General features: G+C 40.2%; 7 protein-coding genes. 1 reads left to right on the top strand and 6 read right to left on the bottom strand.

Going from position 1 to position 14,146, the window contains the following annotated elements; genetic code table 11:
• Nucleotides 1–239: 239 nt before the first annotated feature.
• The 3 genes from LPA49_RS10350 to LPA49_RS10340 form a co-directional block, all read right to left on the bottom strand.
• Complete coding sequence (locus tag LPA49_RS10350; protein ID WP_230236485.1) at nt 240–1,130, bottom strand: peptidylprolyl isomerase; 891 nt, start codon at nt 1,128–1,130, stop codon at nt 240–242.
• 296 nt (nt 1,131–1,426) lie between these two features.
• The gene (locus LPA49_RS10345; protein WP_230236483.1) at nt 1,427–5,128 is read right to left on the bottom strand and encodes a translocation/assembly module TamB domain-containing protein; all 3,702 of its coding nucleotides are present in this window, start codon (nt 5,126–5,128) and stop codon (nt 1,427–1,429) included.
• Nucleotides 5,128–6,849 (bottom strand): autotransporter assembly complex family protein, encoded by a 1,722-nt coding sequence (locus LPA49_RS10340; protein ID WP_118844787.1) that lies wholly within the window; start codon nt 6,847–6,849, stop codon nt 5,128–5,130. Before LPA49_RS10340 ends, LPA49_RS10345 begins: the two co-directional genes overlap by 1 nt.
• Nucleotides 6,850–7,025: 176 nt before the next feature.
• Here LPA49_RS10340 and LPA49_RS10335 point away from each other — a divergent pair, with 176 nt between their 5' ends.
• Entirely contained in the window at nt 7,026–7,355 is a 330-nt protein-coding gene (locus tag LPA49_RS10335) for a ribonuclease E inhibitor RraB (protein ID WP_036969441.1), read from the top strand.
• 36 nt (nt 7,356–7,391) lie between these two features.
• Here the strand turns inward: LPA49_RS10335 and LPA49_RS10330 are convergent, their stop codons facing one another.
• The 3 genes from LPA49_RS10330 to LPA49_RS10320 form a co-directional block, all read right to left on the bottom strand.
• Nucleotides 7,392–9,140, bottom strand: a complete 1,749-nt coding sequence (locus tag LPA49_RS10330) for a DEAD/DEAH box helicase (protein ID WP_230236481.1) — start codon at nt 9,138–9,140, stop codon at nt 7,392–7,394.
• 67 nt (nt 9,141–9,207) lie between these two features.
• Complete coding sequence (locus tag LPA49_RS10325; RefSeq protein WP_036969446.1) at nt 9,208–9,513, bottom strand: H-NS family nucleoid-associated regulatory protein; 306 nt, start codon at nt 9,511–9,513, stop codon at nt 9,208–9,210.
• Nucleotides 9,514–9,604: 91 nt separating this feature from the next.
• Entirely contained in the window at nt 9,605–13,708 is a 4,104-nt protein-coding gene (locus LPA49_RS10320) for a transporter substrate-binding domain-containing protein (RefSeq protein WP_326847800.1), read from the bottom strand.
• Nucleotides 13,709–14,146: the final 438 nt, after the last annotated feature.

Here is a 14,146-nt window from a genome sequence, read left to right as displayed (position 1 = left end):
GCCAATAGGGCAACCATTGTATCAAATAATCTATTGGGTGGTCATGGCTTATTTATGCCAATTCGCTCAATTAAATGAACCGTTTTGAGGCAATCAAACCGAGTTGATAACAAGGCAAAAATGTCGTTATTGGGATGTTCTCGGCATTTGCTCCTACATTGCTCTACCTCCTGCATCCAGGCAGTCGTAAATCCGACACTTTTAACACAGGTAGCGACAGGTTTAATCCCTCAAAATGATTAAGTATTACTGCGACTTGGCATTATTCGCTCGGTTGGAATAGGCATGGCACATACGTCGATGTAATGTGGGCTTTCAACGAACCAATCTTCTACTCGATTTTTGCGCGCATCGATTAACTGTTTAAAAGCTGTTGAATCTGTTTTCATTACTTTAAACTGGCTTGTATCAGTGTCTGTAATATCAGCCAGAACTTGCATATCTGTAATAGGATTAAATACCGCACCTTCAATGGGCTTTCGCATTAATTGGTTAAAGTGCTCCATCCCCTCTAATACACGCCCAAACACTGTAATATTTCGGTCTAGGTAGCGCTGTGCATTACCTATCGTGATATAAAATTCTGTGCCACCACTGTTAATGTCGTTATCACGAGCCATTGCAAAGATGCCGGGGCAATGCACTTGCCATGTTTGTGTTTGACTTTCATTTTGCGCAACCGCAAACCCATTTAGAAAGCCCGTTTTTACTGCGTAACCATCTGGGCCTTTTAATTCAGTGATCGCCAGTGGTGTATCCGTTTTGAAGTAAAATTCAGCAGGCAGCGCTTTTTTCGCCTTTTTAACCGACTTTGTTTCATTCGCGTCACCACCTTGCGCGACAAAACCTTCAACAAAGCGATAAACACTCAGCCCTTGATAAAAACCTTCTTGGGCGAGTAGTCGCATATTTTTGGCGTGCAAAGGCGCCAAGCCATCATTGAGCTCAATATACGCGGCACCCGTCGGGAGAGTAAGTTTAAGAACGTTGTTTGGTTGCACAATGCGCCATTGAGACTCATCTGCGGTTTCAATAATTTCAGCTGCTGAGCGTTTTTCAACGTTATCAGCAGCGTGAATAGGCCCTGTTAAAAGTGCAGCAACGCATACCGTTAATAGACTAAATTTCATTATTATTATCTTTTAAGTAATTGACAATTCAGCCTATTAACTTCTTAACAATTAAGCAAGTAAAAATACCCCAACGCACTGTGATACGATTCGCTTAATTAAGTGCTCTATGTTGAGGCAATATAACCTCGTTGATAACAATACAAAAATGTCGTTATTGAGGTGTTCACTGCAATTGCTACTGCATTGCTCTCCCCCCTGCATCCATGCAGTCGTAAATCAGACATTTTTAACACAGGCAGCGACAGGTTTAGTCCCTCAACATGATTAAGTCTTATTGCGGATTGGTATGGTTATTAATCCCAATCAAACTTATACAGAATATCAACATTTTGATAAAGACCGCTGGTTACTTCAATATACAGTTGTGACAAGAGTTGATAGCGCACTGCCACCTCACTCAATGAATCAAAAATCCCCACGCTGTATTTCACTTGAATACCGGGCGTAACATAGCCTGATATTTCAACTTTAGTATCATCGCCACTGCCTGTAGAACTCAAGCTAACATCCGATAAACCAAAGCTTTCGCCAATTTTAGATACCACACCTTCACTGCGGTTAACACCTTGCGCTAATAATAGTTGCGTCAACATTGCATCGGTTGAGCTGTCCCCTTCGTCAAGTGGCTGACCATTCAATAAGTAAGCCAATGCTTGTGCTTGATCCATTGCCGGCTCTGAGAACACTTTTAACGATGGCTGTTCCACATTCCCGGTTAAAGTAATACCCGCAACCACACCATTTGCGGTGTTATCAGGGTTGCGAATAGCTTTAATATTTAAATACGGTTTATCTATAGAGCCACTAAAGCCGACTTGACCTGTCCGTATTTGTAAATCTTGGCCAAAAGCGCGGTAGGTTCCTTCAACAAGGTTTAATTCTCCGGTGGCAATCATCGGTGTCGTTTGGTCCATGTTGATATTAATATCCCCTTCGACTTTTGACTGTAATCCAAATGAATCAATACGCACGTCTCTTTCAACCAGTACCTTTAAGTTGATAGCGTAATCGAAAGGAACTTTTTCAGCTTGTTGTTGTTCAATATCCACAATGACTTCGTCATCACTGACTTGCACAGCCCCCTCGGGTAGCTCCTCAATGGCAATCCGCCCCCACGGAACAACAACCTGCCCTTCAAGGTTAAAGGCATTATTTTTTAATGACATAGTGAGCTCAGGCGACACTTTAAAGGTGACATCTTGTTGCGCACGTACAAAGAACTCATTGCCTTGCAATTGTAAATTTACATCGGGTAAATCTGCATGCCAATCAACACCCCCAGATAACTTTAGCGCTCCCCCTTCACGGTCTTTTAGCTCACCAGTCACTGTCGCACTTTGATTATTAAAAGCGATATTCACCTGTGAGTTTTGCAATGAAACAGGAAGCGTTGCTCCTTCTAAGTTAATGCTGTCAACATTAAGCTCACCATTAATGAGTGGCTCTTTTAATGAACCTGCCAAGGCAAGCTGACCCTTAATATCACCATTTAGCTGCTCTAACGTGCCAATAAAAGGCTGTATATTCGTGAGTAGAATTTTTTCAATAACCAGATCACCCGAGAGCAATTGCTGATTTTGAATATCCTCTACATTAATTTGTGAGGTTACTTTTCCAAGTACTGATGAGTCGAGTGTCGCTTCAAGCTTCGCCGTTTCTGCATCACTTATCGCAGACAGACTGAAGACCTCAATCGGTAGCTTATAAACTGTCGCACCATCGATTAGTGATGCAGCTAGTTCTTGCGTATTAATGTTAGCTCGCAGGGTTTTTAGCTCTGCGTTATGCCAGTTGGCAACAAACTCACCTTGCGCTAAGCCGGTTAAATCGAGATTATCAGGTAAGAAATGTTTAAACTCTGGTATCGATAACGCCCCAAGTTGCGCATTAAGTTGACCCAATTGCTTTGTTTGCTGCAAGGTGTTTACACACAACTGAGACTTTTCACTTTGCCAACAGTGTGCCGAGACATTAAAGTCTTGCGTCTGCGTATTTACACTGACATTAATGGCTTTATCTGTTCCAAAACGAACTTTATTATCGGTAACAAGTATTTGACTTAACGCCCCTTGCCACGTGTTCTTTGTGAACTTTCCATCTAAATCAAACGACACTTTACCTTGATCAGCATCCAGTAAAAATACGACATGGTGATCCGTTTTGTCACCTGAGGCATTAAGTTCAATCTGATTAATTTTGTGCTCAGCAAAACTAGCTGAATCCAAAATAAGCGATATCTCTGTTTGCCAGTCCGCAGCATAATCAAACTGCCCGTTTAACGCTAAACCCTCAACTTGGATATCCTGATAACTTAAAGTATTGAGGAGCAAGTTCACATTGGCTGTCGGTTCAAGGCGTGCTCCGCGCAATTTAAGGTCTGCACTTCCTTTCCCCTGCAAAGGAAGCACACTTTGTTCACTTGCATCAAGGCGGATTTTACCGTCAACAAGCCATGTATCATCGACTTGACCCGATAGTGTAATTTCGTTATTTCCACTTTTAAGCTCAAGCTTATCAAAACTCGCGTGAAGGCTGCTGTCGAGTTTAAAGTCAGAGGCGACGTTCACAGGGATATCATTTACTGTGCCATCAATCACTGTGTTTGCTAAGATTAGCTGCCAATCCTCGTCTTTTAGAGTGAAGGAGCCATTAAACTTGCCAGATAAATTACTGCTTACGGCATCCGTTAAGTACTGAGCTTTTAAATCGCTTAACGTGCCTGAAAACTGACTTGTCACGCCCTCAGACCAATCTGCTGATGCGTTAACCGTAGCTTGGCTGTCGTTAGCACTGAGCTTTAGTTGATCAATTTTGACTCGTGTAAGGCCTCCATTTGCCTGCATTTCAGTTAACATCGCAGGGTATGCACCTAGCCGACTTGTTAAATTCACATTAATGGCGTAATCATCCGCATCGCCTTGCATACTGATAGCAAGGTCAGATAAACGTAATTGCGCAGCTTCTGTGTCTAACAGCCACGTATCAATGCCACCTTTTAGGCTAAACGGGTAATTCGTTTGTTGTAGATTGACTTGACCACTCAGTGTAGCTGGGTATTGACCCTGCGTAGTGAGGTTTAAGTTTAAATCCCCTAAACGCCCATTTAAGCCAAGTGTTGCTTGGTGCTGAGAATTAACCACAGACAACGAGGCATCAACTTTATTATCACCCCTTAAAAGCGCATGAAACTGGGTATTCAACTGCCAGTCAATGTAACGTGCAGTCAATTTCTCGACACTGATTTCACTCTCTTTCGCTATCGCTTCAAGTTCAATGTTGTTAATAACGTGCGCACTTTCAGCTGCAAAAGGAGTAATTGCAACTTTATCGACCTTAAATGCGTGCAATTGCACATTAATTGGTAAGGTAAAATCAAGTGATGGTAGAGCTGGCAGCTCATTCAGCGGCGCACTTTTTGGGGCTTCTTTTACTTCATGCAATGCAACTGCAATATCGGCGATAGTAAATGCGTGTACGTTGATATCAGATTGTGATGCATAGGCTGTCAGGTTTAATTTGCTCACCGTCACATCAGCACTTGCATGCTCCAAGGTAAAACGATTAACAGCAATGCGTTTAACCGTGACATTTATCGGCAACGTTATTTGCTCAGCCGTGGTGGGCTCACCGTCAGTCATTTCTGTATCGGTTGGTTGTGGGTTTTCTGCCAAAGAGGGGGGTGTATCAAGTTTTAAATCTATTGTTTGCGCACTTAAGTTGTCTACACAAACACCATCACACCCCCACCAGTACAAATCAATTTTTAGTTGTTTTGCTGAAAACTTGAGTCCTTGTTTATCGTACGAGATATCGAATGCATCATTGTACAAAAAACGCCCGCTCGGTAAATTTATCTTCAAGCCATCTACTAATTTATTAGCTGAATATGCAATAAAGTGATTTCCTGGCGCGGTGAATAATAAACAAAAAAGTATGACGCCTACGCTGACTAATATGGCTGATAAAATCGTCGTCGTTTTTTTAAACTTGTTCATTAAATTTCAGGCCCTATGGTAATACTTAAACGGGTACTTTTACTCTCTTTTGTCAGCCCCCATGCATGATCAATGCGAACGGGGCCAACGGGCGTTAAGTAACGAAAACCAAAACCAGCACCTACTTCAACACGATCAGTAAAATCATTAGTCGCTGTACCACTGTCTACAAAGACGGCAGCTCGCCAATGTTCTGCAAATTGATAGTTATACTCAACAGTTCCAGTGGCTAGGTATTTCCCCCCAATAAGGCGACCTTTTTCATCTTCAGGAGAAATTGATTGATATGCAAAACCACGGACACTTTGGTCCCCCCCCGCATAGAAACGCAGTGAAAAAGGCACATTGTCAATATCATCCACTAACATGGCCCCCAAATTGGCACGTAAAAATATCATGTGACGATCAGCAACGGTTGTAAGCCAAGCGTTCTGCAATTGAAGTCGCAAAATATTTGTCGTTGAAAACATGTCTTTTAAACCAAATTCAGCAGATATAAGCCATTGATAACCCTCGTAAGGTGTTGTGCCACCTTCGGTGTCTTTTTTCGCGTAACTAATGCCTGGCATCAGCATTTTAGAGCTTTGCTCTTCATCGCCAATTTGGTAGGTTTCTCTATCGCGTCTTAAAAAGGCAGTACGCACCCACTCATCATCAGTTAACCACTGGCGCTGCAGTTGGGCTGTTAAAATTTTACTGTATACATCATTCGTCAGCTTATCTTCGAGCTTATAACCAACTGAAAAACGCCATAAATCATCATTTGGATCATTTACCGGCACAGTATAACCTAACGATATGTCTTGTTGCTTTTCAGAGACATTCAGGTTGCTTTCGAGATAGTGTCCGTCTTGTGTAATCCACGGTTTAGACCATTTAAAACGCACTTTTGGGCCTAGGTCGGTACTAAATCCTCCCCCCACTTCGTAACTATTTGCAGGCTTGTGCAAAACATCAACATTCACTGGCACCTTGCCATCTTTTCGATTTGCTATGTCGGCATAGACTCGTACACTCGTAAAATAAGGGGTACTCGAGAGCGCTAGATTGTAGTCGGATACTTCTGTTGATTTGTAAGGTTGACCTGCCTTAAATTCAGCTAAAGATCGAATGTATTTTTCAGCTGGCGTTTGATTACCTATCGTTATTTCACCAAATTGATAACGAGGACCGGTATCAACATTGAAGGTAATTTTCGCACTGTTTTTCTTAAGAGATACAGCCAAGGTATGTGCATGCCATTTAGCATCAAAATACCCCAGCTCTAAAAGTTGACTTTCAATACGCTTCCTTGCCGCTTCATATTTAGCGTGATTTAAAAAATCACCCGGTTTTAAACTAATACTATCTACAGCAACCATAAACTCAGGATCCGCTTTACCGGCCCCGCTAATGGTAATATCGACGTCGGATATACGTGTCACTGGCCCACGCTCTATATCAACGATGATCAACTGCTCGGCGTTATCAAATTTTATTTTAACGACAGGCTTATAATACCCCAGTGCTTTTAAGCTCGCCTTTACTTGGCTTTTAGCATGACGCTGCAAGGCTTTAGACGTTTTTTCATCTATTAACGGTTTAATGTAAAGCGCGACGTTTTTTTCAAGGTCGCCATTGACCCCTTGAATTTTATAATCTTTGATGATCGTTTCAGCACTAAATGCATTATTACTCAGTGAAAAAAATAAAATTAAAAAGACAAAAAAGAAATGCCGAATGTACAAAAAATATCCTTACTTTTTTGAAAGTGTCATAAATCAGATAAATACAAAATGATACTAGCACAGTGAAATAGCCACTGACATAATTGAAGTGTTAAAATTAGTGCGCGTTAACCAATTATTTTCGCTACAATAGCTAACAATTCCTAGATTTATAATGAATGAGCGATTAAATGCATTTCCCTGACGACGAAAATGGTCAATTATTAGCAGAAATTGCAGCGGCTGGTGTTGATTTAACCAGCATGCAAGTAATAGATTTCTATATTCTTTTTGAACAAAAACCTGAAGCAGAAAAGTTCGCAACGGCAATTGCAAGTGATGAACTAGCGCCTGCAACAGAGTTAGTAAAGTGTCCCGACACCGGGGTGTGGGAAGTCGTTACACGTGTTGAAATGGTCCCTGACCACACGCTATTAAGCCAAACTGAACAATACCTCGAGAGCATCGCAAATAGCCACAACGGCTATGGTGATGGTTGGGGTTTAATGGCTGACGAATAAACACGCGACATAACGCCTGCATATGGCAGGCGTTGATTACTTTAATTGATTGGCTTTTCTATAATTACCCTGATAATCAAATAGTTTCTGGGCAACTTTCCAACCATACTTTTTGTTCTTTCGGGCAATAACAAAATCTGGCGCGACCAATACATGTTGTTGTTCAATAACCTGTTCTGCTGTTTCCCAGGTAATCGGGGCACTATTCCCTTGAGCTCGCCGACCAAATTGCTTGTTAAAGATAAAACGGCCTGTGTCGTTGCTAAGATTAAAAACTTCGTCGCAACTGGCACCATCCTCATCAAAATAGCTAATTTTCAACAGCCCATTTGCGATAAGTTGTGCCGATAAACCACTACAGCGAAGCACCAACGCATCTTTTAAATTAAGGGCTTCACGCAACTTATCATCGGGGTCTGTCATCATGGCTGAGCAAGCTTGGCATTGCCTCGCTGCTATATCATTTTGCTCACCGCACTGCTCACATTCTTTAAACCTAAAACGGTAGTCGCACTGTATTTGCGTGCCATCATCATCGTCTAGAAGACCTTGGCAGCGACGCCCAAAGTGCTCAATGACATTGCCTGCGGCATCTGTTTTTCCCCAAAAAATATTCGCAAAGCCACAACCAGGACACAGTACTTGCACAGGTTCGTTGTCACTTTGGGCTTTTTTACTGCCCACCTCTGGGTAAAATAAGTCAAAGCCATTGCCTGCGTAATCAATCACTAAGCACTCTTTTTTCCCCTCACTTAATCTAAGCCCCCTGCCAACAATTTGCTGATATAAACTGACTGACTCGGTTGGACGCAAAATGGCAATAAAATCGACATGCGGCGCATCAAATCCGGTGGTGAGTACAGACACATTGACCAAAAATTTCAACTTTTTCGCTTTAAATTGATTGATGATAGTGTCGCGCTCGTTGTTATCTGTATCACCAGTAATTAATGCGGTATTGTCAGTTGGCAAGTAGCCGACGATTTCTTTGGCATGCATGACTGTTGCCGCAAAAATCATGACGCCGTGCCGATGCTCACTGTAGTCAATAACCTGCTCAATAATCGCCTTCGTTGCGCGGGTATTATCTTTGAGGAGCGCATTCATATTTTCAGCACTATAGCGTCCAAATGAATCGCTGGGTAAAGATGAAAAATCATAATGGCTTATGGCTGCGTCTACTTCATGAGGCGGCGTTAAATAGCCATGTTTAATCATGTAACGAAGCGGTAACTCAAAAATACACTTTTTAAAGGGTGCGTCTTTATCTCCCCTTACAAAGCCATGATAATGATGATGATAAACCCACCCCATTCCCATACGAAAAGGAGTCGCGGTTAACCCCAATACTTTTAGCCGGGGGTTCTGTTTCTTAAGGCTGGATATCACTTGACCATACTGACTTTGATCATCCCCACTGACGCGATGACACTCATCAATAATGAGTAATGAATACGTATCACTAAGTTGCGCCGTATTGCGCGCTAGTGACTGCACACTTGCAAACGTAACCTGTTCTTTAAGCGATTTTTGTTTAAGCCCTGCAGAGAAGATACTCGCTTCAAAACCAAAGCTGATGTACTTTTGCGCGTTTTGCTCTACGAGCTCTTTAACATGCGCTAAGACTAAAATTTTCTGTTTAGCAATACGTGCTAATTCAGCAATCACTAAACTTTTGCCCGCGCCTGTTGGTAATACAATCAGTGCCGCCTCGTCCGATTGCTTAAAGTGGCTAACCGTTCGCTGTACGGCCTCTTGCTGATAAGGTCTAAGTACGTATTTCATTATTTTGTGCAGTAATAAAGACAAAAAAGGGAAGCATGTGCTTCCCTAAAAGTTCATATGGGTGAAATTAAGCGAGGTGCTTAGTTAAGTCAACACCTTGGAATGCTTTAGGGCGTTTACCACGGCCTGTCCACTCAATAATTTCACCATTGTATTCGATGCGGTATTTAGGTTTTACTTTCGTACGCTTATCTGTGCCTACTACATCTTGTAAATCTTCTAATGTAAGTCCTTTTTCTTTTAGCAGATCGAGTACTTCTTTTTTAGCTTCTTGCTGTTGAGTATATTTCTCGATAGCTGAATCAATTAACTGTTTTGCTTTTTCAAGTTCAGTTAAAGACGCAGATTTGACAAAAGATCGGATTTCTTTCATTTAAAGCTCTCTTAATTATAAAAGTTAAAGATACATATCAATACACAGCTTAGTATATGGTGAAAAAATAAAATAATCTAATTTAAGTTTATTATAACCATAACTTTATTTTTTCGATCACGTCGCTTAACTCTACAATTAATTCCCTGACTATTAATGTCTCTTTTTCTTGATTAAAGCGATTTTCAGTACTCACTATAAGTTTTGATAATGGCGGGTATTGCAACATCACAATAGCCCCCTTAAGTTTATGAATAGCAGGGGGAATTTTTTCTATATCTTGGTTATCCACATGTGCAGTTAGCGTGTTTAGATCTTGTTTCAAGCTCGTAATAAACACCTCTGCTAGTGTTTTAGCATCATTTTCATTACCAAAAACATTTAACCAATGTTGTTTATCTTTTATACCTTGCAGGTTTGATACTGGCGCCTCATCTTGTACCTGTATTTCATCTTTATTTACCTCAATAAACTCGGCTAAACGATTATATAACTCGTTAAGTTTATATGGCTTAAATAACACACTGTTCATGCCTGCATCTAACGCTTTATTTAGGCACTCTTGTGAATCGTCAGCAGTAAAACCAATGATCGGTAAATACTTAAACTTTTCTTTATTACGTAACTGTTTAGCTAATTTAAAGCCATCTAAATGAGGCATATGACAGTCAGTTAGTAATACATCAAAATTATCATTTTCTAGGGCTTTTAATGCGGCTAAACCGTCTTCAACCATCACGGCTTTTATGCCTAATTTTTGACACTGTTTTTCTAAAAGAAGCTGATTAGTTTTATTATCTTCTGCAATTAGAATCTGCCCATGCAACGCAGTTGTGAGGCTGTGTGGTAATACGTCAACACCACAATGAACATTGTTAACCAGCTCTCTGAGTAAATCGGGATAAAGAGGATCAACAAGTAAAATATGGCAACTACATTTTGCGGGAGTTTGAGTATCATTAGTGCTGGCCACGATGATGTATTTATTTTCAATATTACAAATATTCTTTTGCCAATTTTTACCCCATCGCTCAATGGCATACTTTTCATCAATAATCATATTATCAACTTGCTGAAATACGTTAGCATCTAAAGGATGACTGAGCTGATTATGTTTAACTCCCATGCTTGCTAAATTATTCAGTAATAAATGATTCTGAGTACACACAGACCAATAAACAGAACTCGCTGCTAAATCAGGTTTAGCGACTTTAGTCAAAGGAACCGAAATAAATACATTCGTACCTTTTCCAAATGTACTGGAAATATTAATTTCACCTTTCATCGCTTCTATTAATTGCTTAGCAAGTGTTAAACCAAGCCCTGTGCCGCCATAACGTCGCTCTGTCGAGTTATCAGCTTGCTCAAAGGGTGTAAAAGTATGCGCAAGTTGCTGGGCAGTCATTCCTGCGCCGGTGTCGGATATCTCAATCTTCAAGGTCTGTTTTTCAAATAAAACGTCGCAACTAATCGCGCCTTTCTCAGTAAACTTAACGGCATTATTTAAAATATTAGACAAAACTTGCAGTAAATGACTTACATCTATACGCGCTTGAGTAAAAGCAGCTGTTCGCCACGTTAAACGGAATTCGAGACCTTTTTGTTTTGCTAAATATTCATGCGCCCTTAAAACACGGCACAGGTGGGACTCGAGATCTACATCTTGGCAATCGATTTCAATTTTACCTGAGCTTGTATTTGCAAAATATAAAATGTCATCAACCAAGTTACGTAATTTCGAAATCGCACTGTCAATATGTTCTACGAGGTAGAACTGCTCTTCATCTAAATAAGAAGCCCGCAGTAATTCAATAAAACCATTAATGCCAGATATGGGGGTTCTTAACTCGTGACTCATGGTCGCGATGAATCGGCTTTTAGCTAAATCGGCCTGATGAGCCAGTTGATTTGCTTTACTTAAATCTGCTTGCTGGCGCTTGAGTAAACTAATATCAAGCAATATACCATTCCAGCGAACGCCTTGAAGTTGATCATCAGAATTTTTTTCGCCTGTCGCAATGTAACGACACCAAATTTTCTGCCCTAAGTTATTAACCCTAAACTCAATATCAATCATTGAGTTACGCTTTGCCGCTCGCTTAAAACTCTTCGCAATTTTTACTCTGTCTTCATCAACAATAAGCGGTGAAATACACCCTGTCATACCGCGTTGGTTAATGGTTCGAGATGTAATCCCTAAAAGGCTTTGCGCTCCTTTACTTATGTAAGTATAAAACCCCTCACCATTGTCATAGTATTCATATTGAAATACCCCGCCGGGTATCGTATCCGTGATCGTCTTTAATAATTTTTGAACAGATTCATTTTCTCGCTGCAGATTATTATGCTCTGTGACATCAGTTATCACAGTCATGATCCCTGCGATATGGCCGTCAATCCCCAAAAAAGGCTTCTTTGTATAAAGCAACTCGAGTGGTTTACCCAGACGATTGGTGAAGCGGATATGTTGATTAATTATTTTACCCGAAGTAAGGCTTTGCTTATTTTGATCTAATAATTCTTTAACGACTGCAAGATCACTGCGCAAAAATTGCTGCTCGTCATCCCAAAGATGCGCGAAATTATCTTTATACGCTTTATTCCACATGATGCGTTTTTGGTCTTGATCCTGAATAACAACCATCGTGGGTAAATCATCAATTAACTTTTGCGTAAAATTAAGCTTACTCAGTGCAGCCTGTTCTGATTGCTTACGACTCGCTATTTCCCTATTTATATTGAGACGCCGATTGATAAAGTAAGTCAGTGATAAAACAACTAAAATCAACACCAAAATTGCAGTGATATTGACCGTTTTTTTATCATAACCACGCTCTATATTAAAAATACCATGACGGTTTACTACATGGCTAAAATCATTACTGGTTAAGGTTTTAAATAAACTGTCTAGCAACGTTGTTAATTCAGAAAAGTGCCTATTAATTAAAAAATAAATTGGCTGTGTATATCGATATTTAGGGTTGATATAAAACTCACCAATATAAAACTGGTTTAGCTGATACGCTGCAATGCTCTGCGGTAGCATAGCCGCATCAACAGCATCATTTCGTAGTGCATAGAAAAGCGTTTGAATTGAGTCAAATGACACGGTTTCGATAGGCTCGCTACCAACTAATTTTTCTTTAGGATCTGCAAACGCCTCAATATAACCAATACGGCGAATTTTACTCGCACGCTTAGAAACCAATACCATTTCGAAGCTATAATGTGAGGGTAACGCAATTAATATTCCTTCATCTATTTTGTCAGGTGTCATCGATGGAATGATATCGATTTTATTTGCAAGAAATAGCTTTTCTAACTCTTTACTATTTGCAGCGGGTATATATTTAAACTGTATGCCACTTCTCTGTGAGAGCAATGCAAGAGTATCATTTAAATACCCAGTAGCTTCGCCTGTTTTACTGGTTGAATTAACGGGGTATAAACCATCAATAAACGAGAATGTGAGTAAATAGTTAGTACTCTGCTGTGCATCAATACGGTTAAAATCACGCTTGAATTTACTGTATGCCTTTGCAGCGATGTATTCTTCACTGGCAGAACTTTCCCACAGCTGTTTAGTTGCAGGTGAAATAGAGGCGAGTACCGAGTTAACTTGATTTCGTAATGCGGTTTCCTCTTTATTAAACATGACGTGAAGGGTTTCACTCTCGAGCCAAATAGGACTAACAACCTTTAAGTTATTTTTAGAGTGATTTTTTAATTGGTGAGACAACACTGAATAGTCCCCCATAAACGCGTCAAACGTACCATCAGCAACCTTGTCTATCGCATCTTCAGGTTGAATAAATCGGTTTATGAATAAAGCACCATTTTCGGCTAAATACTCACAGTGTGAGCTCCCCGTTATACATACCCAACGCAGACTCGCTAAATTCTTTAATGCATCATTAGCAATAGACTGGTTTGCAACAATGCCCCGTGGGGCTTCCATAAATGCGGAAGAGAATAAAAAATGCTTTTTACGTTGCTGGGTTTTATTAAGACCCACAGTAAAATTAATTTCGCCCGCCTGAAGCGCATCTAACAGTAAATCGAGACTGTCGTATACATGATATTCTAATTCAGCATCTGCTAATCGCGCAATCTCATTACTGTAACCAACGATGACCCCCGAAAACCGGCCATTTTCATCACGTGTATGATAAGGAAAGAAGTTATAATTAACGATACCTGCTTTGAGCTGCTTTGCATATGCACAACTTGAAAGGAAAGCAAATGTTAACGCAATGAAAAATAAGAATAGCTTATTCAGAATGATGCCAATAAGAAGGTTAAAATTTGTTACATTTTAGCAGTGTAAATTAAATACAACAATTCAGAAATCCCCACTGCTTAGATTTCTTTACGGCAAAGGCTATTTAAAAACCCTAACAACAACTTTACGTGTATCACTTAAGCTAACTCGTTTTAACGTGTGAACAACACCACTCTAATTCACCTTAGTTCAAATACAGTTTATAAGGTGATAAAAAATCATGGTTTATGCCAGGCATAAGCAAGCTGTAAACAGCAAAAATACTTCACCTAAATGACGATGGATATTTGACTACCATCAAATTTAATAACGAAAAAAGCCACTCATTGAGTGGCTTTTAAATTCGTTAAT

The sequence above is a fragment of the Pseudoalteromonas sp. MB41 genome, from assembly GCF_020966275.1.
GTDB lineage: Bacteria > Pseudomonadota > Gammaproteobacteria > Enterobacterales > Alteromonadaceae > Pseudoalteromonas > Pseudoalteromonas lipolytica.
The sequence above is the reverse complement of the archived record's forward strand: the minus strand, read 5'-3'. Positions and strand labels throughout refer to the sequence as shown.

Coding starts and splice junctions, on each gene's coding strand:
- LPA49_RS10350 (WP_230236485.1), bottom strand. CDS start 1,130: ATGAAATTTAGTCTATTAACGGTATGCGTTGCTGCACTTTTAACAGGG.
- LPA49_RS10345 (WP_230236483.1), bottom strand. CDS start 5,128: ATGAACAAGTTTAAAAAAACGACGACGATTTTATCAGCCATATTAGTC.
- LPA49_RS10335 (WP_036969441.1), top strand. CDS start 7,026: ATGCATTTCCCTGACGACGAAAATGGTCAATTATTAGCAGAAATTGCA.
- LPA49_RS10330 (WP_230236481.1), bottom strand. CDS start 9,140: ATGAAATACGTACTTAGACCTTATCAGCAAGAGGCCGTACAGCGAACG.
- LPA49_RS10325 (WP_036969446.1), bottom strand. CDS start 9,513: ATGAAAGAAATCCGATCTTTTGTCAAATCTGCGTCTTTAACTGAACTT.